General features: G+C 67.9%; 19 protein-coding genes. 2 read left to right on the forward strand and 17 right to left on the reverse strand.

What is annotated here, in order from left to right:
- Positions 1-23: 23 nt before the first annotated feature.
- From V7787_RS06335 to V7787_RS06350, 4 genes are all read right to left on the reverse strand, one after another.
- A complete protein-coding gene (locus tag V7787_RS06335; RefSeq protein ID WP_336086619.1) occupies positions 24-995 on the reverse strand; it encodes a TauD/TfdA family dioxygenase in 972 nt (323 codons plus the stop codon).
- A 120-nt stretch (positions 996-1,115) separates the two neighbouring features.
- Positions 1,116-2,891 (reverse strand): ABC transporter ATP-binding protein, encoded by a 1,776-nt coding sequence (locus V7787_RS06340; RefSeq protein ID WP_336086621.1) that lies wholly within the window; start codon positions 2,889-2,891, stop codon positions 1,116-1,118.
- A 689-nt stretch (positions 2,892-3,580) separates the two neighbouring features.
- Positions 3,581-4,855, reverse strand: coding sequence for a hypothetical protein (locus tag V7787_RS06345; protein WP_336086624.1), 1,275 nt, complete (start codon positions 4,853-4,855; stop codon positions 3,581-3,583).
- Between the two features lie 38 nt (positions 4,856-4,893).
- Positions 4,894-5,478 (reverse strand): N-acetylmuramidase family protein, encoded by a 585-nt coding sequence (locus V7787_RS06350; RefSeq protein WP_336086625.1) that lies wholly within the window; start codon positions 5,476-5,478, stop codon positions 4,894-4,896.
- Between V7787_RS06350 and V7787_RS06355 the strand changes: the two genes are divergently transcribed.
- Both V7787_RS06355 and V7787_RS06360 read left to right on the forward strand, forming a co-directional pair.
- Positions 5,477-5,731: a hypothetical protein gene (locus V7787_RS06355; RefSeq protein ID WP_336086626.1), complete on the forward strand. Its 255-nt coding sequence runs from the start codon at positions 5,477-5,479 to the stop codon at positions 5,729-5,731. The two genes, V7787_RS06350 and V7787_RS06355, sit on opposite strands and share 2 nt — an antisense overlap.
- Before the next feature lie 45 nt (positions 5,732-5,776).
- Positions 5,777-6,091 (forward strand): EthD family reductase, encoded by a 315-nt coding sequence (locus tag V7787_RS06360; protein ID WP_336086627.1) that lies wholly within the window; start codon positions 5,777-5,779, stop codon positions 6,089-6,091.
- Positions 6,092-6,178: 87 nt separating this feature from the next.
- Here V7787_RS06360 and V7787_RS06365 read toward each other — a convergent pair whose 3' ends face one another.
- The 13 genes from V7787_RS06365 to V7787_RS06425 all read right to left on the reverse strand — a co-directional run.
- Entirely contained in the window at positions 6,179-8,527 is a 2,349-nt protein-coding gene (locus V7787_RS06365) for a TonB-dependent hemoglobin/transferrin/lactoferrin family receptor (protein ID WP_336086629.1), read from the reverse strand.
- A 134-nt stretch (positions 8,528-8,661) separates the two neighbouring features.
- Positions 8,662-10,074, reverse strand: coding sequence for a DUF2271 domain-containing protein (locus V7787_RS06370; RefSeq protein WP_336086631.1), 1,413 nt, complete (start codon positions 10,072-10,074; stop codon positions 8,662-8,664).
- A gap of 64 nt (positions 10,075-10,138) precedes the next feature.
- Positions 10,139-11,053, reverse strand: a complete 915-nt coding sequence (locus tag V7787_RS06375) for an EF-hand domain-containing protein (protein WP_336086633.1) — start codon at positions 11,051-11,053, stop codon at positions 10,139-10,141.
- A gap of 26 nt (positions 11,054-11,079) precedes the next feature.
- The gene (locus tag V7787_RS06380) at positions 11,080-11,880 is read right to left on the reverse strand and encodes a DUF4198 domain-containing protein (protein ID WP_336086635.1); all 801 of its coding nucleotides are present in this window, start codon (positions 11,878-11,880) and stop codon (positions 11,080-11,082) included.
- A gap of 166 nt (positions 11,881-12,046) precedes the next feature.
- Positions 12,047-13,447 carry an isochorismate synthase gene (locus tag V7787_RS06385; RefSeq protein WP_336086638.1) on the reverse strand — a complete coding sequence of 467 codons (1,401 nt, stop codon included), beginning with the start codon at positions 13,445-13,447 and terminating at the stop codon, positions 12,047-12,049.
- A complete protein-coding gene (locus V7787_RS06390) occupies positions 13,444-13,749 on the reverse strand; it encodes an isochorismate lyase (protein ID WP_336086657.1) in 306 nt (101 codons plus the stop codon). The genes V7787_RS06385 and V7787_RS06390 overlap by 4 nt, the downstream gene beginning before the upstream one ends.
- 43 nt (positions 13,750-13,792) lie before the next feature.
- Positions 13,793-14,545, reverse strand: a complete 753-nt coding sequence (locus tag V7787_RS06395; RefSeq protein ID WP_336086640.1) for a thioesterase II family protein — start codon at positions 14,543-14,545, stop codon at positions 13,793-13,795.
- Positions 14,542-16,149: a (2,3-dihydroxybenzoyl)adenylate synthase gene (locus V7787_RS06400; RefSeq protein WP_336086643.1), complete on the reverse strand. Its 1,608-nt coding sequence runs from the start codon at positions 16,147-16,149 to the stop codon at positions 14,542-14,544. Before V7787_RS06400 ends, V7787_RS06395 begins: the two co-directional genes overlap by 4 nt.
- Before the next feature lie 40 nt (positions 16,150-16,189).
- Positions 16,190-16,894: a VOC family protein gene (locus V7787_RS06405; RefSeq protein ID WP_336086645.1), complete on the reverse strand. Its 705-nt coding sequence runs from the start codon at positions 16,892-16,894 to the stop codon at positions 16,190-16,192.
- A complete protein-coding gene (locus V7787_RS06410) occupies positions 16,894-18,075 on the reverse strand; it encodes a Gfo/Idh/MocA family oxidoreductase (protein WP_336086647.1) in 1,182 nt (393 codons plus the stop codon). The genes V7787_RS06405 and V7787_RS06410 overlap by 1 nt, the downstream gene beginning before the upstream one ends.
- Entirely contained in the window at positions 18,072-19,271 is a 1,200-nt protein-coding gene (locus V7787_RS06415; protein WP_336086649.1) for a cytochrome P450, read from the reverse strand. Before V7787_RS06415 ends, V7787_RS06410 begins: the two co-directional genes overlap by 4 nt.
- The gene (locus V7787_RS06420) at positions 19,268-21,457 is read right to left on the reverse strand and encodes a methyltransferase (RefSeq protein ID WP_336086651.1); all 2,190 of its coding nucleotides are present in this window, start codon (positions 21,455-21,457) and stop codon (positions 19,268-19,270) included. Before V7787_RS06420 ends, V7787_RS06415 begins: the two co-directional genes overlap by 4 nt.
- A partial coding sequence (locus V7787_RS06425; protein ID WP_336086653.1) for a bifunctional Gfo/Idh/MocA family oxidoreductase/class I SAM-dependent methyltransferase occupies positions 21,454-23,173 on the reverse strand: 1,720 nt, incomplete at its 5' end. The genes V7787_RS06425 and V7787_RS06420, both read right to left, overlap by 4 nt.

Raw genomic sequence — 23,173 nt, forward strand, 5'->3', positions numbered from 1 at the left:
CGCATTGGCGGGGCAGCGGCTAACTAGCCCGGCAAATGGCTGGAATACGGATTGCTGAGGGTGACCGCGATCTTTCGCGGGCCGCTGAAGGTGCGGCGCCCATGCGCGAACTGCATGTTGTCCAGCAGCAGCACGTCGCCCTGTTCCCAAGCGACGTCGTAAGCCTGTTGGTTGAGGCCGTCGCGCACGGCCTGCAGTACGTTCGGCGGGATTTCGCTGCCGTCGCCGAAGAACGATTGGCGGGGCAGGCGGTCGGCGCCGAACATGTCGATCATCGATTGCGCGGTGTCCGCGCCCAACGATGAGACATGGAACAGGTGAGCCTGATTGAAGAACAGTTTGTTGCCGGTGACCGGATGGGTGGCCACGCCCTGGCAGATCTGCCCGGTGCGCAGGGTTTCCTCATCCAGCCATTCGTGTTCGATGCCGGCGTTGTCGCAGAACCGCGCCACTTCGTTCTTGTCTTCGGTCTGGAACACGGTTTCCCACGGCAGGTCCACGTACGGTCGATAGTGGCGCACGTATTTGACCCGGCGATGTTCGAACTCTTCCATCAAGCCGTCGCCGATCGCCTGGGTGGCGCTGCGCATCGATGCGATCGGGGTGGCGCCGCCGACGGTGGCCGGCTGCAGGCAACAGAACGCCACCAGCATCGGCCAATCGCGCTGATAGGCGTTTTCGCAGTGCAGCGGAATCTCCTGGGCCTGCGGGAATTCGGTCGCGGTGAACACGCCGCCGCCCAGCGAAGTGCGCGGGGTCGAGCGATAGGTGTAGTTGAGCCGGGCGTTGCCGACCTGGTCCGCCACCGCGCTGAACTTGTCCACGTTGTCGACCGCGAACCCGCGGAACAGCAGCGCGCCGTGTTCCAGCAGTTCATCGCGGATCTCATCCGCGCGCTCGGCCAGCAGTGCGGCCAGATCGGGATTCGCCTGGGCCGGCGTGACCAACAGCGGGGCGGGCACGTCGCCGTCCAGTCGCTTCTTCTTGATGTCCATATGCCTACAAGGTGTTGGGAATGAAGGGGCCGCTTGGAGCGCTGTGCAGCGATGCGCGTCGTCCGGCTCTGATTTGCGTTTCTCTGCTGCGGCGCGCCCGGGAGCGGCCAGGGGTGAAGTTCAGCCGGCCTCCACCGATTCGATCTCTTGCGGTTGCTGGAACTGGCGCTGGACCAGGCGTGCGTAGTACGGATGGCTGGCGATCAGCTCGGCGTGGTTGCCGATCCCGGAAATGCGGCCGCCTTCCAGGAAGCAGATGCTCTGCGCGTGAATCACCGTGGACAGGCGATGGGCGACGATGATGTTGGTGCGCCCGCGCATCAGCGCTTCCAGCGCGACCCGCACCTGATGCTCGGTTTCGCTGTCGAGGTTGGAGGTGGCCTCATCGAGGATCAGCAGGTCCGGATCGCGCAGGAACATGCGCGCGATGGCGATGCGCTGGCGCTGGCCGCCGGACAGGTTGTTGCCCTGTTCGATCAGCACGGTGTCCAGGCCCTGCGGCATGTGTTCGATGAAGTCCAGCGCGCCGGCGCGCTCGGCGGCCGAACGCACCTGATCGTCGGTGAAGGTGCCGGACAGACCGTAGACGATGTTCTCGCGCACGGTGCCCGGCATCACCGGCGCGCTCTGGGCGACGTAGCCGATGCCGCCACGCCACTCGTGCAGCGGATAGTCGCGGATCGGGCGGCCGTCGTAGAGGATCTCGCCGTCGCTGGGTTCGTAGAAGCGCTCGATCAGCGACAGGATCGTGGTCTTGCCGCTGCCGCTGGCGCCGACCAGGGCGGTGGTCGTGCCCGGCTCGAAACGCAGGTCGACGCCGTCGAGCACGACCCGGTCGCGGCCGGCATAGGAGAAGGACACGTTGCGGAACTCGAGAATGCCGCCCGGGCTGTGCTGCGCGGCTTGCGCGGTCGACTGCGGCGTGGATTGCTCCTCGGTTTCCTCGAAGATCGCCGCGATCCGCGCCGATGCGCCCTTGGCCTTCTGCAGTTCGGCGGTGAAGCTGGTCAAGTGCGCCAACGGATTGACGACGTTGAAGATGTACAGGATGAAGGCGGTGAGGGTGCCGACGCTGATCTGGCCGGCGGCCACGCGCGAGGCGCCGTAGACCAGGATGATGATGATCGCCAGGGTCATCGCCAGCCCCATCAACGGCTCCAGCACCACGCTGATGCGTGCGGTCTTCAGGCCCAGACGCTTTAGGTCGTCGATCTCCGCGCTGCTGCGCCGGCGCTCGTGCCCCTCGGCGGTGAACGCCTTGACCAGGCGGATTTCCTGAAAGATGTGGGTGAGGATGCCGCTGATCCGGGCCACGCGGTCTTGCGTACGGCGCGAAAGACCGTCGAGCAACATCGCGATCGGAATCATCACCGCGAACGCGACCACCACCGAACCGAGCAAGGTCAGCGTCAACGGCACGTCCAGCAACAGCAAGACCACGATCGAGCCGGCCAGCAGCAACACGCCGGTGACCAGGTTCACGGTTTGCTTGGTGATCAGATCGGAAATCGCTTCGCAATCGCGCACCACGCGACTGACGCGCTCGCCGCTGCTTTCGCTGTCGAAGGACGCGACCGGCAGCCGCAACAGCTTCTCGACCAACGCCGTGCGCAACGCCGCGACCACCTGATAGCCGACCCGCGCGAGCATGTACGCCGACAGCGCGCCGGCCGCGGTTCCGCCGGTCAACACCGCCGCCACCAACCCGACCTGACGCAAGTCGATGCCGTTGCCGTCGAACTGATCGATCAGTTGCTTGGTCTGGATCGGAAACCACAACGAGCCCGCGACCGAAGCCAGCGCAGCGACCACCGCTATCGCGAACGATGTCGCCGAAGGGCGGCCGCGGCGAATCAGTTGCCACAGGTGATTACGATTTTTCTGAAGTTCGGTCACTGGCTGCTCTTGGGCCCGGAACGCGGCGCAAGTTAGCAAGGCCTTGTGCCATCGAGTGTGTTGCGATGCACGAATTTCGGTTCATGCATTAAAAAATCGAATTCCCGAACGTACAATCGAAATCAATGCGTAACGTTGGTGAAACGTATGCGACATCGCGATAGCGATGACGATCCCACAACGGATCACGATTTTTTTCGCCAAGCGTTCGACAGGTGAGCAGCGCATTCCAGCGCAAGCATCACTCTCGTCACGGTCGCGCGGCGCTTTGCGAATGCATGCGCATCGCGTTCGCGGATGTTGTCGACATTGAAAGCCGAGACGGCTTCCCGCAAAAATAATTGACGAAAGCGCGCACGCTTTCACAGAGAAATTCCTCTGGCCGCGTCTCGCGCGCGATCGAGAAGTGCTCATGCTTTCTTCGCATGTCGCCCGAACTTCTCGCCTGTATCGACTGCTATCGCGATGCCCGCCAGACGCATGTGGCGCAACGACAGCCGCGCCCAGCACGCCATCGATCCGACTCCACTTTTCGCGTGGACCTTGGCTATCCGCAACCGGTGTTCGGGTATCGCTCCGCGGCGACACCGCCAAGCGTTGCGAGCATCCCACCCGGATGGTCGTGCGGCGACTCCCAACGAAGTGAAGTCTACGTGAAGGGTTGGGCGCAAAGAGTCGGCCAACGATGGCTATTCCTGTCGTTCGGGAAATTTGAACCCGATGTAGGTGCCGGAACTGAGCCCCATCAGCCCAAGCAGGGTCGCGCTGAACTCCGGCATGGTCAGGCTGTTATAGACCGAAGATACGAACATGATTCCAAGCACGATCGTCCAGGCGAAGATCTGGAAGCGATGGAACGAGTAGCCGTGACGGTCGGCCATGACGTCGCGAAGAAATCCTCGGGTCGCGCGTGCCGGCTTTCTCGAATCCAGCGATGAGAACCGGCGCGCTTGCTTGGCGAGCTGCGCTTGGGTCGCGTGTATCTCTTCGTCCAGACGGTTCCGCTCGGCGATTTCTCCGGCGGACGCGGCGGCGCCTGTTTCGAATTGCGCGCGTTGAAGCTGCAGGTCGGCGAGGGCCTGCTCCAATGCACTGCGCTCGGCCGAGGCGTTCCATCGCCGCTCCGCGTGCGCCGAGTTCTTGCTGGAGTCGATCAACGCCTCGCTCAACGCGGTGCCGGCGCTGATACCCATCAGCCCCAGCAGCGATGGGGTAATCGTGTCCAGCATGTCGGTGATCAGCCAGATCACCAGATACGAGACGTAGATCAGAAAGAACCAGAAGGCCATCTGGGTACGCCCGAGGTTGTACGCCTTGGGACTTCCATCGGCCGGCATGGCGCCCGGTTCGCGAATGATGCTGGTGCTTCGCGCCAGGCGTATGAACAGGAACAAGGTGAGGGACGCGACCAAGACAGCGGTCGCGCCGTACACAGGCGAAATCACCGTCATCAGGATCGGGTTGCTTTTGTCGTGGACGGTTTCGAAGGGCGAGTGATCCTCCAGGCCGATGCTGAATCTCACCGGCCGCCGCATGCTGTCGGGCGCGCCCAGCAGGTCGGTCCAGTGCTCTTTGCTTTCCGGGGTGATCTTCAAATGGAAATAGATGCGGCCTTCATGAGGATGGATTTCCTCCGGATAGTTTCCGCGAATCGCCCTGCCGTCGATGAAAGGAACCAGTTTGGTCGGATCGTTGCTGACCGACCATTCCTTCAAGTTGGTGACCGAGACCTCGGCGATGTCGTCCAGCTGCACGGCGCCATCGACTCTGAGGACTTTCGGCGCTGCCGCCGGTGCGGGCGTGGGCACGGGATCGCCCGTTTCGGCTTCGGACGCGAGGTCCGCTGGAGCCGTATCGTCCTGGGCGCTGGACGACGGCGCGCAGTCCGGCAGCGCCATGCCGCCGCAGAGCAAGAACCCCAGCACGGCCGCGAGAATCCGACGATGTCGCGCCGGTTTCGGCATGACCGTTCTCCGCGCCGGCCGCCGGACAGACGATCCGCTCATGGATTGCGACCGCCGAACCGCAGGTAAGCGGATGCGAGTTTGGTGTCGTAACTGTTCTTCGCGTAACCGAGCCCGTTGTATATCGCGGCAAAAGTCTGCCAATCCTTGCTTCGCAATGCGCTCAGCAGTTTCGGCCGGCTGATGAAGTGGGAGAACGCCGCCAGTTGGGTATCCGCGCCTTGCTTGTGCGCGGCGACGAAGGCTTCTATATCGTCGAATCCGCACGCCGCGTAGTTGAAGCCCATGATCTGGAATGTGCCCCAACTCGCGGAGGCCTGGGCGGCGCCGCGATCGAGGGCGCAGGCGGCATCCAGGCGTCTCCATTCGCCCGCGGTCGAACCGGAGTATTTGGTTCGATCCCAATGCGGGTAGCTCAGCTCGGGATGGCTCGCGTCGAAGCGTCCCTTGGTCTGGCGATGGAACACGTGGCCTTCGAACAGGACCTTGGGCAGCTGCGAAGGCAGCCGCATGAATCCGCTGCCCGACGATTCGACTTCCGCCACCGCTCGCAAACAGGGCTCATCGACTCCCAGCCGGTCTGCGAGGTTCTTCCACGCCTGCGGTGAGACGATTCGGTTCATGGCGATTTCCACCGGGATGCCGTTGCACGAAGGGCGCGGCACCGACGCCGATGCCTTTCACGCGATGCAGTTCGGCGACCCGTCGTTCGACGCCCCACGTTGCTGTCGCGTGCCTTTCGATTCAACGCCGACGCGGCCGTCGCGTGAACCGAAGTTCGTCTCCCGCTCGACAGAGCAGGGCGTGCGTCACGACGCAGCACAGACTGGCTTCAGCCAAAGTCCGAATACGGCTTTATCCGCCGGTGAGCTATAAAGGCCCCTCGGACGCACGCACAGGCGTTCACACAGGAGCCCGAGCATGATCAAGATGAGCGTCTACTACCGGGCCGATGGCGGCTCGAAGTTCGATCACGACTACTACCGCACCCGCCACATGCCCTTGATCCAGCAACGGCTCGGCGATGCCTGCCTGCGCTACGAGATCGACAAGAGCCTGGCCGGCCGCGAACCCGGGAGCGCGCCGGAGTTCGTCGCCGCGTGTCACGTCTACTCGCCGAGCCTGGAAGCGTTCCAGCAGGCGCTCGGTCCGCACCGCGCGGAGATCGCCGCGGACGTGGCCAATTACACCGACATCGCGCCGATCGTGCAGATCAGCGAGGTCGTTGAAGGATAAGAGAATGTCCTGGGGAACTCCGCCCCCAGCGAAGCTTCCCGCGGATCCGAACCGAGGCGACCGCGGACCGGTCGCCCCGGTGCGCTTTCAGAACGACCAGGACAGACTGACCCGGACATTGCGACCCGGCTCGCTGTAGCGGCCGATGCCTTCTTCGGTCGCGTAGCCGTACAGGTAGAAATCGCCGCGCGATACGTTGCGGATCCGCGCCCACTGGTAATAACGCTCGTCGAACAGGTTGTAGACGCCGGCGTTGATGCGCAGATGCTCGTTGAAGCGGAAGCTGCCGTAGAGATCGACGACGGTGTAGGCATCGCTCAGGAACGGCTCGGTCACCTGGCCGAACACGTCGGCTTCGATGTTCACGTCGCTGCGCTTCTTGGCCAGGGCATGGGTCAGATTGCCGGTCAGGCGCAGGCGATCGCCCAGGCCCTGCCAGCTCAGGCCGATCACGCCGCGGTCGGGGTTGATGCTGTCGAGCGGGCTGCCGTCCTTCTGCTTGCCCTGGTTGTGCGACCACGCCGCTCGCAGCAGCCAGGCATCGCTCAGGCGCCACAGGCCCTCGGCTTCGATGCCCTTGACCGTGACCTGGCCGACGTTGGCCAGGGTGTTGTAGTCGTAGCCCAGACGGCTGGTGCAGGTGCCGCGGGTGCAGGTCTGGTAGCGGGTCTGCGGATTGGCGGTCAGACGCACGCTTTCGATGAAATCGTCGTAGCGATCGCGGAACACCGAGACGCCGAAACGCGCGCGCTCGCTTTCCCAGCGGTAACCCAGTTCCAGGTTGAGGCTGGTCTCCGCATCCAGATCCGGATTGGCCGCGGTGGTCGGGACAGCGATGGTGTTGCCGGTGGCTACTTCGATCACCTGGGTGGTGCTGGTGGGGGCATACATCTCGCCGGTGGTCGGCGCGCGGAAACCGCGGCCGGCCTGGAGCCAGAGCGATTGATGCGGCAGGAACCGGTAGCTCAGGTTCGCCTGCCAGGTGGGCGAGGCGAAGCTGACCTCGCGCACGCTGCCGGTGTTGTCGCGGAAGGTCGGCGAAAGCTGCGGCGAGTAATCGTAACGGTCGTAGCGGGCGCCCAAGGTCAACTGCAGGCGGTCGTCGTACAGGCCGATGCGGTCGCGCAGGTAAAGGTTCCAGGAGGTCGCATCGGTTTTCGGCACCTGCGACGGGTCGACGGTCGCGGTGTCCAGCACGCCGGCGTTGTTCCAGCGGTAGTCGATCGCGCTGAAATCGATCTCGCGTTTCTGCCAGGCGGCGCCGTAGGCCAGCGCGTGTTGGACGCTGCCGGTTTCCAGCCGCTTGTCCAGGTCCAAGGCGATCCGGTCGAGCACCTGGTCGGTGGAGCGGTTTTCCGCGCGCACGCAGGTCCGCAGCAGCGTGCAGGGCGTGGTGCGCGGGGTAACGGTCGGGTTGGCCGAACTGCCGCTGCCGGTCACGATGCGGGTGATGCCGCGGCTTTCGGTTTCCTGCCGATCCAGTTGCAGCTCCAGGCTGTCGAACAGCGCGGTCTCGGCCGTCCACTGGTAGCGCAGACCATAACGATCGCGGTCGTTGCTGTCGTCGCCCCAGCGCTCCAGGTAACCCGGCGAGCTCAGACGGGTCAGGTTCTCGACCAGGTTCTCGACCCGGTTGCGTTCGTAGACCACGCCCAAGCGGTGGGCCGGGCTGAGAACGAAGTCGATCTTGCCGAGAATGTTGCTGCTCTCATGGTCGATCGGGTCGGGCAGGCGCCGGCCGCTGCCGGTGGCCAGGCGGCTGTCGTCGTACCAGCCCTGGGCTTCGCCGCCGTCGCGGCGGGTGTAGACCAGCATCGATTCGACCAGACCGGTCCGGTTGGCGAAGGTCAGCGAGCCCAGCTTCTCGTCGTTGTAGCCGGTGTAGCCCAGCTTGCCGCCGAAGTAGGTGTCGTTGCCATCGGCGGCGAGGTAGTCGCGCGGGTCCTTGGTGGTGAACATCACCGCGCCGCCGAGCGCGCCGCTGCCGGCGCCGATCGCGTCGGCGCCTTTGACGATTTCCACGCTCTTGAGCGTGTCGATGTCGACGCCGCCGCGGCCGGCGCGGAAGAACTCGTAGTCGCGCGCGGTTTCCAGCCCTTCGGCCATGTTCAAGCCGTCGATGGTCATCGCCACCCGGTCGCCTTCGATGCCGCGGATGTTGAAGCCGTTGTCGCCGAAGCGGCCGAGGTCGGCGATGCTCACGCCGGGGATGTAACGCACAACGTCTTCCATGCTCTCGGCCATCTCGTCCTCGAGTCGGTTCGCGTCCATGACCACGACGTTCTGGTTGGCCGATCGTTGTTGTTCGCGTTGGCCTTTGACTTCGACCGTATCCAGGGTCGGCGCGTCCTTGCGGTCGGCCGCGGACTCGGCATGGGTGGGCAAGGCGAGAGCGGACGCGATGGCCAGCGTCAGCAGGTGAGGGAACAGCTTCATGGTTCGACTCCACAGTCAGGAAAAAGGGGGCGCTGCGATAGGAGCGCTGCGATCCTGGCTGCGGTCGCGATCGCGCAAGGCGCGTTCGCAAAAGGCGTTGCTGGGTGTTGGCGAAAAAAGACGGTCGATGCGGGCTAGGGCGCGCCGTGGCTCAGTGCGATGCGGCCGATCTCGCTGTGTCCTTGGTGCTGGACGCGGACGGCGCCCTGGCCGAGCGCGAACGGCAGCGTCGCGTCTTCATGGCCGCCGTGTTCGCGGGCCGCTTCGACGCGCAGCAGATAGCGTCCTGGCGCTACCGGCGCGCCGCGGTCGTCGCGGCCATCCCATTCCAAGGTGTAGAGGCCGGGCGCTCGGGTCGGGCGCGCGATGCCCAACGCGCCGGCCGGGTCGTTGCGGCCGTAATGCCGCCACCAGCGCGGCAGTTCGCTGAGCCAGCGCGAGCGATCGCCGAGGACGTGCAGTTGCCGTAGCGCGCGCCCGTCTTCGTGTTCGATCCACACGGCCAGATAAGGTTGGCGATAGCGATCGGTCGCCAGTTCCGGAATCTGATAGTCGATGCGGATGCGGCCCTGCGCCGTCGTCGCCGCGCCCGCATCCGCGGCGGCCAGCAGCGCCGGCCAGCGGGCAGAGGCGAACGGTATTCCGGCGTCGGAGACCACCAGGGCGGCGACGCCGTCGAGACGATCCGCCAGTGCGATCCCGTCGCGGATCGGCATCACGGTCAGCGCCGTGGCCAAGGCATCGGCGCTGGCGGCATCCGCGGCGACGACCGTGGCGCCCGGGGCGTAGCTCACCGGCCAGCCGTCCGCGGGATCCAGAATGTGGCTGAGCGTGCGCCGGCCGACGCTGTAGCCGCGGCTGTGGTGTCCGCTCGACGCGATGGCCTGCGAGCGCAGGCGCAGACGCGCGATGCCCGGCCGATTGTCCACCGGCTGTTTCGGATCGGCGACATCCACCAGCCAGTCTTCGCCCTGCGCCCGCTGTCCCCAGTAGACCGCGTCGCCACCGATGTCGATGCGGATGCCCACGGCCTTGGGAGCCGCGCGGCGGGCGCGGGCGAGTGCGCGGTCGAGGATGTAGCCCTTGGCGATGCCGTCCACGTCGAAGCGCAGGCCTGCCGCTGGATCGAGCGGGCCCTGTTTCGGCGGCGACAGGTCGGCGAGCGATCGCGCCTGGCGGCGCAGATCCGCGCGCTCGGGCATTCGCTCGGTTTCGTCGGCCTGACGCCATCGAGCGATCAAACCACCCAGCCGGCAGCTGAAAGCTTGCTGCGTTTCGCTGCGCCAACGCTCGCACAGACTCAGCACCTCGGCGACGGCAGCGGGCAGCCGCTGCGCCGACAGGCGTCCATCGTTGTAAGCGGTGAGCGCGCTGTCGGCGCGCCAAGTGCTGAGCTGGGCTTCCAGCCGCGCGATTTCAGCCAGTGCGGCGTCGACCGCGCGCTCGGCGCGCTTGCGATCGCCAGCGACTTGCATTTGAAAGGACGTGCCGAGCACACCCTCGCGTTGCGCGCCGAACGGCTCGCTCGCCGTGGCCGGCGCGATCAACGCCAGCCACAGCGCTATCCCCTGGAGCTTGCTGGACCGTCGCATCCCCATGCGACTGTCCCGCTCAGGCGCCGGCCGGGCGCGCGTTGGCCGCGCGCTCGGGTCGGGGCGGCGGCGGCAGCTTGGCGTCGGCCGCGTCCACGGTGCCGTCGTGGTTGCGGTCGGCGGCGTCGAAGCTGCGCTTACCCGAGGCCTGGTATTCGGCGAAGCTCATCCGGCCGTTGTTGTCGCTGTCGAGCGCGCCGAAACGCACCCGCGTCTGCGAGTCCGAGCCGCGGGTCTGGGTGGCGATGTGGCGATCGAGCCGGTCCTCGTATTCGGCCAGGTATTCGTCCTGACTCAGCCGTCCATCGCTGTTGCGGTCGGTACGGGCGAACTGGGCCTGACGCGCCGCATCGAATTCCTCGCGGAGCACGGCGCCGTCGCCGTTGCCGTCGTAGAGCGCCAGGAAGCCCGCCGCGGTATGGCTGCTGGGCAGCGCCAGACGGTTGCTCCGACGCGCGGCGGGCGCCTCGGCGTCGCCGCCTTTCTGTTGTTGCGACTTCGCGTCGGCTTTGCCGCTCAGCACGCTCTGGCCTTGGGTCCACACCCGCTCGCCGGAGGCATCGAACTCCGGGCGCGACACCTGACCGTCCTTATCCTGATCCAACGCGACAAAACGACGGCGCGTCTGTTCGACCTGATCGTCGCGCCCGCGCTCCATCTCGTCGCGCATGCGGTCTTCGAACTCGCGGACATATTCCTCTACGTCCACGCTGCCATCGCCGTTGGCGTCGGTCGCCTTGAATCGCTGCTGACGAAACGTTTCGAACTCGGCCCAGGCGAGGCGGCCGTCGGCGTTGCCGTCGTGTTGCGCGATGAACGCTTCAATGTTGCTGCTGTGGCCCAGCACCAAGGGGCGCGGCGGCGGCGACTGGGCCAGGACGGGCAGGGACAGCAGCGCGCACGCACACGCGCTGGCGAGCAGGCCAGATTTCATGCGGTTCTCCGGTAAGAAAGGTTGGGTTACTGCTCGAGCACGCGGAAGGTGAGCGTGTAGCTGTTGCTGTATTCGTCCACCGGCGCGCCCGCGGGCGCCTTGGTGCGGTAGCGGGTCAAGGCCAACCAAGTGCCGGCGCGCTCAAGCTTGAAGCGCGCTTTGCCCTGGGCATCGGTCAGCACCGTCGCCACCTGCGGCTTGCGGTCGGAAGTCCAAACCGCCTCGGTGATCTCCACCTTCTGATCGGCCAGGGGCTTGCCGTCGTAATGCACGGTGAAGTCGAAGTGCTCGCCGACGAACAAGTCGTTGGGGTGGCTGTCGGCCACCAGCTCGATGCCTTTGCCATGCGCTTGCAACGCGGCGCGATTGGGCGCGCCGACGCTGACGTAAGTTTCGGCGATGGTCAGCGACTGGAAGTTCGACAGGACCTTGGCGCCGGCGGGTATGGTCGCGTTCGGATCGCGCGAGCTTTCCTGCTTGCCGTTGAGCTCCCAAGTCCGGAACAACGCGCCCAGGCGCGGCCCGGTGCTGAAACGGTAAGTGCCGTCCGCGCCCTTGGGCAGCGTGTGCTCGGCCACCGCGCGGGTCTTGAGCAGGTGCACGGTCTGCAACGCAACCTGTTTCGCGTCCGGCCCGGTCACGCTGAAACGGCTGTTGTCGAACACCGTCTCGGGAACGAAGAAGGTCTCGGCGAACGCAGCGTCCAGCGAGAGCGTTTCACCGGCGCGGGGCGCGAAGGTGTTGGGGGCCAGATACGGGGTGTGGGCGGAAGCCGCCGCGGCGAGCAAGCTCGCCAATACGCCAGCGAAGAGGGGCACCAGTTTCATGGTCGGTTCCTGTCAGGGATCAACCGCTGGCGGGACCGGAATGGGAGGCCGGATGCTGGCTACTGGTCAGCATTGTGAATACAAAGGAGATTCATTACAACTTTTTTAATGACGGCTGTCGCACCGTCATCTTCGGTCGAACCGATTCAGGCCGCGGCCGGAGCGATCAAGCAACGGCCTCGATAGACAGCGCGGCCCGCATCGGCGCCAGTTTCAGGCAGGTCTCGCGGTATTCGGAATCAGGGTCGGAATCGGCGACGATGCCGCAGCCGGCGAACAGGTAGCAGGTCGCGCCGTCGATCAGCGCCGAGCGCAGCGCCACCGCGAAGTCGCCGCCGCCGGCGCCGTCCAGCCAGCCGATCGGCGCGGCGTACCAGCCGCGATCGAAACCCTCGTGATCGCGGATGTGGAGCATCGCCGCGTCGCGGTCGAGTCCGGCCACCGCCGGGGTCGGATGCAGGGCCTGAATCGTTTCGAGCAGGCCCACGCCGTCGCGCAGGCGCGCCTGGAACGGCGTGTTCAGATGCTGGATGTTGGGCAGACGATGCAGACCGGGCAGGGCCGGCGATTCCAGCTGCTGCGCACGCGGCGCCAGCACGGCGCGGATCGCATCGACCACCATCGCGTGCTCCTGCCGATCCTTGGCGCTGGCCAGCAGCGCCTCGCCCAGCGCCTGATCTTCACGCTCGTCGACGCCGCGACGGGTCGAACCGGCCAGCGCATGGGTGCGCAGCACGCCGTGTTCCAGCCGCACCAGGCGTTCGGGCGTGGCGCCGAGAAAGCAGCAGTCCTGGTGCGCGACGGCGAACACGTGGGCGTTGCCGTGCATGTCGCTGAGCCGCTGCAGCACCTGCGCCGGGTTCAATGAGCGGGCGTAGGAGTAGCGAACCTGCCGCGCCAGCACGACCTTGTGCAATCGCCGCTGCCGGATCTCGGCCAGTGCGCGTTCGACACCGTCGCGCCAATGCGCGCTGGAAGTTTCCTCCGCGCCGAGCAGTTCGATATCGCTGTCGCTGCATGGCTCGGGCGCGGCCAGGGCGTCCGCCCATGCGCAGTACTGCGCGGCCAGCGCGCCGGGATCGTCGTCGGCCTCGACCAGGTGCTGGCACAGCAGCCGCTGGCCATCGGCGTCCTGGCTGAGCAGCAGCCGCGGCGCGGCCATGCGCGCGGCCGGGAAATGCCGCCACTGCGCTTCCGAATTGCGCTGCGGATCGAAGCCGAAGCCGCCGAGCAGGCGCGGCGAACACTCGCCGTGGACCACCGCTTGCGCTTGCAGGGCGCGCCATGCGCGGTCGATGTCGGCGAAGCGATGCTCATCGTGACCGCACAGTTCCAGGCAGGCGTCCCAACCGAACAACTCCAGCGCGGGTTGCTGCGAGCGCCAATAGACGCAGGAGGTGCGCGCGTCGTGCCAGGCGCCGAACAACTCCAGCGGCGAAGGCGTCTGTACCGGCCAGCTGACCGCGGCCAGCACTGCGCCGCTGCCGACCCGGGCGCGGCGCCGGGCTTCGGTGAAGGCGGCATGCAGCGCCGGATACTGCGAAGCGGACTGGACCAGCGCGCTCATGTCAGGCCCCGCTGCGCCCGCCAGTAGGTGACTTGCTGCTGGATGTACCAGTGAATGATCCGGTGATACAGCTCGTGGACGAAGTCTGCGTCCAGGTTGGCGCTTTCCGCCCAGCGCCGGCGCTGCGGCAGCATCGCGGCGACGCGTTCGGGTGCGGGGATCGAGGCCTCGTCGGGTTTGAACGCCGAGGCGGCTTCGACGTAGCGCATGCGCAAACCCAGGGCGTGGATGATGTCGCGGTCGATACGGTCGATGGCTGCGCGGATGTCGCCCAGGTCGCGGCAGTCCTGCGGATCGCGGATCTCGGCGGCGGCGTGCGAAGCGGTGTCTGTGGCGGTCATGGGGTCACCGTGTGGTCAGGCTCGGCAACAGGCGGCGCACCAGCGCGGCCGGTTGCTGTTGCAGGTAAAAGTGGCCGCCGTCGAACTCGTGCACGACCACCGGGCCGCCGCTCAGCGCTTGCCAGTCTTGCGCTTCGTCGCGGCTGAACTCGCTGTCTTGCAGCGGCAGCATCACTTCGATCGGCGCGCGCAGCGACGGCGGTTCGGCGCGCCGGTAGGTTTCGATGACGCGGTAATCGGCGCGCAGCATCGGCAGGAACATCGCCCGCGCTTCCGGTTCTTCGAGCAGGCCGGCGTTGCCGCCGGCCAGGCGCCGCACGTCTTCGATCAGCGCATCGTCTTCCTGGCGATACAGATCGCTCTCACGTTGCCGATGCGGCGGCGGATGCGCGGACACGAACACCCGCCGCGGCGGGCGGCCGTCGCTTTCCAGACGCAGCGCGACCTCATAGGCTAGGCTCGCGCCGAGGCTGTGACCGAACAGGAACAACGGCCGGTCGGAGTAGTCGCGCAGCGCATGCGCGGTGGCGTCGGCCAGCGCGCCCAGATCGGTCGCGCAGGCTTCGCCGAAGCGGTCTTCGCGGCCGGGGTACTGAACCGCCAGCAGATCCAGATCCGGCGGCAGCGGCTCGCGCCAACTGCGGAAGAAACTGGCGCTGCCGCCCGCATGCGGCATGCACACCAGCCGCGCCCGCGGCGCGGGGGTGTGGCGGAATTCGCGGATCCAGGCCGAACGTCGGAACAAGGGCGCGTTCATGGCCGCGCCACCGCGTGGATCTGTTCGGCCAGCGCCTTGCGGTTGACCTTGCCGAGCCGGGTGGTCGGGAACGCCTCCACCACCCGCAACTGGTCGGGCAGCTTGAACGCGGCCAGGCCGAGCTGGTTGAGGTAGGTCTTCAGTTCCGGCAGGGTCGGCGCGGCGCCGCGCGCCACCACGCAGGCGCAGGTGCGTTCGCCCAAGGTCGCGCACGGTACGCCGACGATCGCCACATCCAGCACCGCCGCGTGACCCAGCAGCAGGTTCTCGACTTCCTCGACCGGGACTTTCTCGCCGCCGCGGTTGATCACGTCCTTGTTGCGGCCTTCCACGGCGAGGTAGCCGTCGGCGCTGCGCCGGACCAGATCGCCGCTGCGGTAATAGCCGTCGGCGGTGAATGCGCGGCGGTTGTATTCCTCGGCCTGGTAGTAGCCGCGCAAGGTGTAGGGACCGCGCACCTGCAACTCGCCGATCTCGCCGGGCGCGACTTCGCGTTCGTTCTCATCGACGATGCGTACTTCGTCGTCGTCGGCCAGCGGACGGCCCTGGGTGTGCAGCACCCGCTCATCGCCGTCGTCGTGGCGGGTGTAGCACAGCAGTCCCTCGGCCATGCCGTAAACCTGTTGCAGGCGACAACCGAGCGTCGGCCGGATGCGCGCGGCGGTTTCGTCCTTGAGCCGGGCGCCGCCGACCTGCAGCCAGCGCAGGCTGCTCAGATCGGCGTCGTTCCATTCGCGCGCCTCCAGCCACAGCAGCGCCATCGGCGGAATCAGCGCGGCGTCGGTAACGCGCTCGCGTTCGATCAGTTCCAATGCCTGGTTGGGATCCGGATCGGCGCAGAACACCACCGCGCCGCCGGCGTGCAAGGTGCCGAGCATGCCCGGGCAGGCCAACGGGAAATTGTGCGCGACCGGCAGCACCGCCAGATAGCGGGTGGAAGCGTCGAGCCCGGCGACTTCGGCGCTGGCGCGGGCGTTGTAGTGGTAGTCCTGGTGGGTGCGCGGAATCAGCTTGGGCAAACCGGTGGTGCCGCCCGACAGCAGCAGCACCGCCACCTCGGATGCGGCCGGCTCGGGCAGGTCGAGCGGTTCGTGCTCCAGCGCATCGAGGGCGACGAACTCCTGCGCGTCGCCGACCACCCACACCTGTTGCAAGCTGGCGACCCGGCCGCGCACGGTGCGCGCGAGTTCGCGATAGTCGTAACCGAGGTAGCGGTCGGCGATCACGTACGCGGCCGCTTGCGACAGCTCGGCCAGATGCGCGATCTCGCTCTCGCGGTGCGCGGGCAGGGCCAACACCGGGATCGCGCCGATCCGCTGCAGGGCGAAGAACACCGAGGCGAATTCGGCGATGTTGGGCAACTGCACCAGAACCCGTTCGCCGGCGCGCAGGCCGCGATGGTGCAGACCGGCGGCGAGGCGATCGGCGCGCGAATCCAGTTCGCGATAGCTCCAGCGCCGGTCGCGATCGATCACCGCGATCGCATCGGGATCGCGTTCGGCGCGCTCGCGCAGCAGCCGGCCCAGGGTGATGTCTTGCCAGTAACCGCGCTGGCGATAGCGTTGGGCGAACTCTTCGGGCCAGGGCACGCAGCCGTTCAACATAAGGTCCTCGCAGTGGCGATAAGAAGGCGGGTGTGGCGACTCATGCGGCCGCCGCGACGGATTCGGGGCGGATCTCGGCGCCGTGGCTCAACTCCGGATCGCAGGCCGCGCGCAGGCCGCGCAGTTCCACCGCGATGACGCCGGTGGTCTGGGCCGGGTGCAGGATGAAATGCGGATCGGCGCCGATCAGACGGCGCAGCGCGGTTTCGTCCTGCGCGCGCACTCCCAGGTGCACCCGGCTCAGCGCGGTGGCGCCGTTGGCGTGGGCGCTGTGCGGCGGATGCTGCGGCGGGTCGTAGGCAGAGACCAGGAACGGCAAGCGGTCGTTGCGCGGGTAGGCGAACTGGAACACGGTCTTCTCGCCGTCGGGGCGGGTGCGGGTCCAGCGCACCGCGCGGCCGCAAGCGACGCCGTCGGCGCGCAAGACGTTCAGCGCCGGCCGCAGATCCGCTTGTTCGACGCGGACGGCGACGTCGCAGAAGCCTTCGCCGCCGGCCGGCCAGCGCAGCATGCGCCGGCCCGATCCGCGCCCGAACGCCAGTTCGATCGGCCATTTGAACAAGGCCGCGCTGCGCGGCGTGGTCAGCAACTCGATGATCGGCCCGTGCGCGAACCAGATGTGCGCGTGCTGCGCCCGCGCCGGATCGGTGGCGTAGTCCACCTGAAATCCGAGTCGGCGAAAATTCTCCACCGCTCGGTGCAGGTCGCGCACCCAAAGCAGGACGTGGCTGCAAGTGGTCGCCATCAAAGGATCTCCAGAGTGTCGGGCGAGGGCGCGGGGTTGGCGCGAAGGCTGGATGGCGCGGTCGCGGACGCATCATCCGCACCGTCGTCATCGCCGGCATGGGCCGCGGCGATCAGTTCCGCCAGCGGCAGCGCTTGCGGTTCGTCGGGACGGATCAGTTCCGGCAGGCCGATCCTGCCGGTGAGATCGCGCCAGGCTTGCGACACGCTCAGCGCCCATTGGCCGGCGCGCCGGCGCCGCGCCGGGTCGGCGATGTCGCGGCGCAGTTCGTGCAGGGCGTAGATCACCGCGCCCGGCCAGACGTCGGCGAAAACGTGGTGGTAGTCGCCGGTGTCGATGGCGCCCAGCGTCTGGGTGCTGGCGACCGCCAGGCGTTCGCTGCCGGGGCCGCGCATCAGCAAGCGGCCGCCGTGGTCGCGCGGCGAATGCAGGCGCGCGTTCCACAGCACCGGGCCGTGCAGATCCGGCAGGATCAGCACACCGGCGTCGCAGCCCAGCGACACTTGCCCGAGCAGCAGCGAATGATTGTCCGGATCCTCCGGGTGCACCTGATTCTGCACCCGCAGACTCAGCGGCACGCCGTTGACGCTGCCGTGCAGGCTGCGGAACGGATGCGCGGGCGAATCCGCCAGCGGTTCGCCGAACGACCACGGCCGCAGGCCGCCGGCGGCGCGGCCGATCAGGTCCAGCACCGGGTAGATCATCTGGCTGTTGCTGGCCGCATCGATGTAATGCAGACGCTGGCGTTCGCGCAGATACCGCGCGACCGCCAGGAACCGGCGCACCGGCGCCAGGTTCGGGTGCAGGGTGTTGACCGCGTACGCCGCGTCGCCTTCGCGCGCCGCCTGCAGGCAGGCGGCGATCTCGCTGTGGTGGACCGGATGTTCCTGCAGCACATGCAGGCCTCGGCGCAGGAACTGCTGGGCCAGTTGCGAGCCGGCGCCGCCGGTCGCGGCCGAGCGCACGACCACGCAGACGATGTCGATATCGTCCGGCACCTGCGCCGGATCGGTGTACAGCGGCGCGCCGTACTCGCGCGCGCACTGACGCGAGTAATCGCTGCCGTTGGCCAGCACGCCGGCGAGTTCGAACGGTCCGCCGGCGGCGGCCAATGCGGTCAGGTACACCCGGCCGAAGCCGGTGCCGGCGACGACCACGCGCAGCGGGCGGGCCGCGCTCACCACAGCACCGGCATCATCAGCATGCCGCGGAAGAAGCTCTGGGTCTTCCACTCGACCGGCCCGGCCAGGCGCAGGCCCGGCAGGCGTTCGAGCAGGGTGCGCAGCGATTCCTGCAGTTCCACCCGCGCCAGCGATGCGCCGACGCAGGCGTGCATGCCGCAGCCGAAGGCGTAGTGAGCGCGCGCGTCGCGGTCGAAGTCGAGTTCTTCCGGTAGCGGGAAACGTTCCGGGTCGCGATTGGCCGCGCCGATCGAAGCGAACACCGGCTCGCCCTGGCGCACCAAGGTTTCGCCGACCTGGACGTCTTCGGTGGCGTAGTGCACGAACATCGCCGCCGAGGCCAGCGGCACGAAGCGCAGCAATTCTTCGATCGCCGCGTCCAGCCGCTCGGGTTCGCGCTGCAAGCGCTCCCAGGCCTGCGGCCGCGCCAGCAAGGTATGCACGAAATTAGGAATCTGCGAGGACGTGCCCTCATAACCGGCGACCAGGATGGCGATGCACAGCGAGACCATTTCCGCTTCGTTGAGTCGGTCGCCCTGGTCGTGGGCTTCCAGCAGCGCGGTCATCAGATCGTCGCGCGGCTGGCTGCGGCGGGCCGCGATCAGCTGCAGGATGTACTGGGCCAACTCGCCGAGATGGCGCTGGGTCTGCTCGGCGGCCGTGGCGTCGGTGGACAGCAATGAGTCGTTCCAGACCCGGAAACGTTCTTGATCCTGCATCGGCACGCCGAGCAGTTCGCAGATCACCGAGATCGGAATCGGCAGCGCGTAATCGGCGACCAAGTCGGCCGGCGCCCCAGTCAGTCCGCGCTTCTCGATCATCCGGTCGATCAGCCGATGCGACAGCTCGCGCATATGCGGCCGCAGTTGCTCGACCCGGCGGTGGGTGAACGCCTGCATCGCCAGCTTGCGGATCCGGGTCAGTTCGGGCGCGTCCATCATCACGATGCCGCCGGCGATGCGGGCGAATGCGCGCGGCACGTTCTCGCGCCGGGTCGCTTCGGCGCGGCTGAAGCGCTTGTCCGACAACACCAGCCGGACCTCGTCGTAGCGCGTGGCCAACCACGCCGGCTCGCCGAACGGCATGCGGATGCGGGTCAGGCCGGGGCGGGCCTGGGCATCGAGGTATCCCTCGGCCAGTTCCAGATCGGTGAAACCGTTGAACGGGTAGGCGACGGGAGCGAAGGCGGACGTCATCGCGGGCCTCGTAGGTCGTTGCAGGAGAAGACGCCGGCCGGGGTCTGCGAAGCCCAGCGGCGCAACAGGTCGGTGTCGGCAGCGCCGGCGGCGGTCAGCGGCAGGGCGTCGAGCAGTTCGATGCGGTCCGGCGCGGCATCGCCGAGGCTTTCGCGCAGTCGCGCGGATTCCGGCGCATGCCGATCGCTCTTGATCCGCGCGGCGAAGATGCGATGGCCGAGCCGTTCCAGCGGGTGAGCGGGCGGCGGCAGATCGGCGACGCGTTCGAAGCCGGCCTGGTCCAGCGCTTGCTGCCACTGCGGCCAGGACAAAAAGGTGGCCTGACTGTCGGCGCGTTCGTCGTCGGCGTCGGCGAGCATCAGCGCCTGCGACGCCATCACCCAGAACTCCTCGACAGTCGGTTCGCTCAGCAGCAGCCAGCCGCCGGGCCGCAGCAGTTCGCCGAGCCAGCGCAGCGAGTCGTCGGTGTTGCGCGCGGCGTTGAGCACGCCGCCGGCGACGATCAGGTCGAAGCTATTGGGCGCGTAGCCCTGTTCGCGGCCAGGGCGATCGATGTCGTACAGGCCGAAACTCAGGTTCGGATAGTCGCCGAAGCGCGTCGCGGCCTGTTCGATGAAATAGCGCGACACGTCGGTGAACAGATAGTCCACCGGATGCTCAGCCGCCAGGCCTTGCAGCGCGGGCAGCAGCGTTTCGCTGGTGGCGCCGGTGCCGGCGCCTACTTCCAGCAGGCGCAGCGGGCGCACTCGCGGTTCGGCGGCCAGACCCGCGACCAGCGCGGCGACGCTGCGGTGCTGGTAGCGCGCGGCGATGCTCTCGCGATACAGCGACCGGGCCAGGTCCGAACGGCCTTCGGGAAACAGCAAGTGCACCGCGTTGAGTTCGCCGGCGATCAGCTCCGGCAGGCGCTCGGCGTTGCGGCGGGCGTAGTCGATGGTGCCGACGCCGTCGGCGCTGGCGCGCCAATTGCGTTCGACCTCGTCCCAGGCGGCAGCCATCGCGGCTTCAGCGCAATCGGGCGCGGCATCGGCCAGACGGTAGCCGTCCGGTTCGTGGCGCAGCAGGCCTTGTTCGCTCAGCACCTTGAGCCAGCGGCGGATCAGGCGTCGGTGCGGCGCGGCCACGCGCGCGGCGTCCAGCACCGTCTGCGCGTCGTACACGCGGTGGCGATCGGCGAACAGGCCGCAGGCTTGCAAGGCGCCGAGCATCGAATGCAATGCGGTACGGCTGAGCGCTTCGGTGGCGGCTACCGCACCGGCGATGTCTACGCCGGCCAGAGTTGCCTCGACCGCCGCCGCGGCCGAGGTCTGCAGATCGGCCGGCGCGGGTTCGCTGCGTTCGCGCCGCGCGGGCACGACGAAGGCCACGCGGGCGCCGTCGTCGGCTACCACCGCCACCGCTTCGCCCACCTGTGGGTGGGCCCGCAATTCGGCGGCGGTGCGCGCCAGATCGACGCCGGCTGCGGCGCCCAGATCGATCAGTTCGCAGCCCGTCAGTGTGCGCACCCGTTCGCGCTCGACCGGGTCGGGGCATTCGCACAGCCATGCGCGCAACCCGCTCAGATCGTTGAGGCCCAGCGCCGGATGGGTCAGCACGGCGCGCAAACTCGCTCGCGGCAGCGCCGCGTGATCGGCGCCGCTGCGCTCGATCCACGCCAGCAGCTTCGCCGCCGTGGCATGGGTCGCGACGTGCACGCAGGCCCCTGCGCTCCATGCGGCCAAGGCGATCTCGCCGCCGCGGCCGTTCAGCGGCAGCGCTACTGCCAAGTGCTCGGGAACGCCCGCGAACGGCGCAGGCGTTGGCGCTGCGGCGGCGTCCGGCTCAAAAGTCTCGAAATGCTCGGCCGTGTCATCGGCCGAGTAACGCGCCAACGCGGCCGCATCCTCGATGCCGATGCGGACCGCTGCCGCTTCGTCGTAGGCGCGCTGCGACCAGACCGCGCCCAGCCCCAACGCGGCCAGTCGCGCCAGCGCTACCTGCGATCCGTCCTCCGCGTCCCACACCAGCCGGGTTCCCGCGCCCACGCCGCGTGCGCGCAGCCAGTGCGCGGCGCGTGCTTGCGCGGCGAGCAGCTGCGCCGCGCTCCAGCGACGTTCGCCGTCGATCAGGGCGGTCCGCTGATCCAGACGGCGCAGCGCTTCGAACGGGTGGACGCAAAGACTTGCGGTGTCGACGGGAAGGTTCATGGGCAGGCGGTGGCGAAGAAGAGACATTGGCCGGCGGCGGCGGGCGCGGACTGCGGGTCGGCAGGCAACACCAAGCGCGGGCGGAAACCGGCGGCGACGAGTTCTTCGTTCCAGCCGGACGCATCCAGGAACACCGTCGCGCCGCCGGCGGTGTTGCTGCGGCGGTCGCTGTGGCCCGGCAGTTGCGCACCGGGCCGGGGCGAGAGCAGGAACTGCATCGAGGTCAGTACCGCGCGGTTGTCGGCGGTGGACTCGGTGAACACCAACCAGCCGCCGGGCGCGAGCGAACGGTGGATGTGACGCAAGCTGCGGCCGATGTGCGCGGCGTTGTGCAGCACGTTGCCGGCCACGATCGCGTCGGCCGAGCGCGGAGCGATGCCTTGAGCGGCGAAGTCGCGATCGATGTCGAGCAGGCCGTAACGCAGACCCGCGCGTTCGGCATGGCGTTGCTGCGCGGCGACGACGAACATGCGCGAGATGTCGCTGAACAAATAGTCGATGTCGCGGCCTTCCAGCGCGGCCAGCGCGGCGTCGGCGCTCAGCCCCGGGCCGGCGCCGAGTTCGATCGCCCGCAGCCTCGCCCCGCGCGCCGGGCAGCGGCGCAGCAGTTCGGCCGCGGCGGCGTTGGCGTAAGCGGTGAACGGGTTGTCTTGATACGCCGCCAGCGCGGCGATGGGATCGGCGTCTTCGAACAACAGATCCTGGATCTGCACGCCGTCGTGCAGCAGCGTCTCCAGACGCGCCAGCGCGGCATTGTGGAAACGCGCCATCGCCGGCGGGAAGCCGAGTTGCGCATAGATCGCGCTCAATCGCGGCGCGACCGCGGCGGGCATCGCCAGCGGCGGCCGGCGCAGCCAGCGGTAGCGCTCGCCATCGCGCTGCAAGGCTCCGCTGTCGACCAGCGCGGCCAGCCAGCGATTGAGCAGCCAGCGGTGCCGCGGCGCGGTGCCGGTGGCTGCGGCCAGGGCATCGCCGTCGCGCGCTTCGTCATCGCCCAGCGCTTTGCTTTCGTGCAGCACCCGCGCTTGCGCGGCCAGGCTGATCGCGTCGAGTTCGCGCAACAGTTCCGCGCAGCCTTCCAGCGCCGCGGCGCCGCCGGGCAGGCGCGCATGCAGGGCACGCAGACCGGCGGCGTGGATCGCGTCGGCGGAGATCGAATCGGCGAGGGTGTCGGCGCGCGAATCGCTGTCGTCGACGGCGACGGCGGCCGCTTGCAAGCGGGTTGCCTCGACCGGCTCGTCATCGACGTCGGCGGTCGCGGACGCTGGCGCAGCGTCGCCGAGCACGGCGCGCAGGTCTTCCAACAACTGCGCCAAGGCCAGGCGTTGCGGCAGATCGCCGGGCAGGGCGGGATCGCGCCGCTCCAGAGCGGCCAGCAGTTCGCGCAGGTCCGCGCCGACCGCGTCGGCCCAGTCGGCAAGCGCATCGGCCGGCGTGCGATCGCCCAGATCCAGCGGCCATTCGCCATCGCGGGGTGTCCAACGCACAGGGCCATGAGGATCGATCAAGCGCAGTTCTCCATCCGGGCTGTACAGGGTCAGGCGCAGGTGCGCGGCGCAGTCGCGCACGTTCAGGCGCAGCGCTACGCCGGCGAGTTCCACATGCAACCGACGGCTGCCGTCGTCGTCCGTGGCCGGCGCGGCGCGCAAACGCCAGGGACGCAGGTTGCCGAGCGTCGCGCCCAGCACCTCGATCAAGGCCGGCAGCCGCGCCGGA

This window comes from Pseudomonas sp. CGJS7, assembly GCF_036961695.1.

What these genes read in the sequence shown, in the direction of transcription:
- V7787_RS06420 (WP_336086651.1), bottom strand. Translation starts at nt 21,457, where the DNA reads ATGAACCTTCCCGTCGACACCGCAAGTCTTTGCGTCCACCCGTTCGAA.
- V7787_RS06395 (WP_336086640.1), bottom strand. Translation starts at nt 14,545, where the DNA reads ATGAACGCGCCCTTGTTCCGACGTTCGGCCTGGATCCGCGAATTCCGC.
- V7787_RS06405 (WP_336086645.1), bottom strand. Translation starts at nt 16,894, where the DNA reads ATGGCGACCACTTGCAGCCACGTCCTGCTTTGGGTGCGCGACCTGCAC.
- V7787_RS06380 (WP_336086635.1), bottom strand. Translation starts at nt 11,880, where the DNA reads ATGAAACTGGTGCCCCTCTTCGCTGGCGTATTGGCGAGCTTGCTCGCC.
- V7787_RS06335 (WP_336086619.1), bottom strand. Translation starts at nt 995, where the DNA reads ATGGACATCAAGAAGAAGCGACTGGACGGCGACGTGCCCGCCCCGCTG.
- V7787_RS06415 (WP_336086649.1), bottom strand. Translation starts at nt 19,271, where the DNA reads ATGACGTCCGCCTTCGCTCCCGTCGCCTACCCGTTCAACGGTTTCACC.
- V7787_RS06375 (WP_336086633.1), bottom strand. Translation starts at nt 11,053, where the DNA reads ATGAAATCTGGCCTGCTCGCCAGCGCGTGTGCGTGCGCGCTGCTGTCC.
- V7787_RS06385 (WP_336086638.1), bottom strand. Translation starts at nt 13,447, where the DNA reads ATGAGCGCGCTGGTCCAGTCCGCTTCGCAGTATCCGGCGCTGCATGCC.
- V7787_RS06345 (WP_336086624.1), bottom strand. Translation starts at nt 4,855, where the DNA reads ATGCCGAAACCGGCGCGACATCGTCGGATTCTCGCGGCCGTGCTGGGG.
- V7787_RS06400 (WP_336086643.1), bottom strand. Translation starts at nt 16,149, where the DNA reads ATGTTGAACGGCTGCGTGCCCTGGCCCGAAGAGTTCGCCCAACGCTAT.
- V7787_RS06355 (WP_336086626.1), top strand. Translation starts at nt 5,477, where the DNA reads ATGGCGATTTCCACCGGGATGCCGTTGCACGAAGGGCGCGGCACCGAC.
- V7787_RS06365 (WP_336086629.1), bottom strand. Translation starts at nt 8,527, where the DNA reads ATGAAGCTGTTCCCTCACCTGCTGACGCTGGCCATCGCGTCCGCTCTC.
- V7787_RS06350 (WP_336086625.1), bottom strand. Translation starts at nt 5,478, where the DNA reads ATGAACCGAATCGTCTCACCGCAGGCGTGGAAGAACCTCGCAGACCGG.
- V7787_RS06360 (WP_336086627.1), top strand. Translation starts at nt 5,777, where the DNA reads ATGATCAAGATGAGCGTCTACTACCGGGCCGATGGCGGCTCGAAGTTC.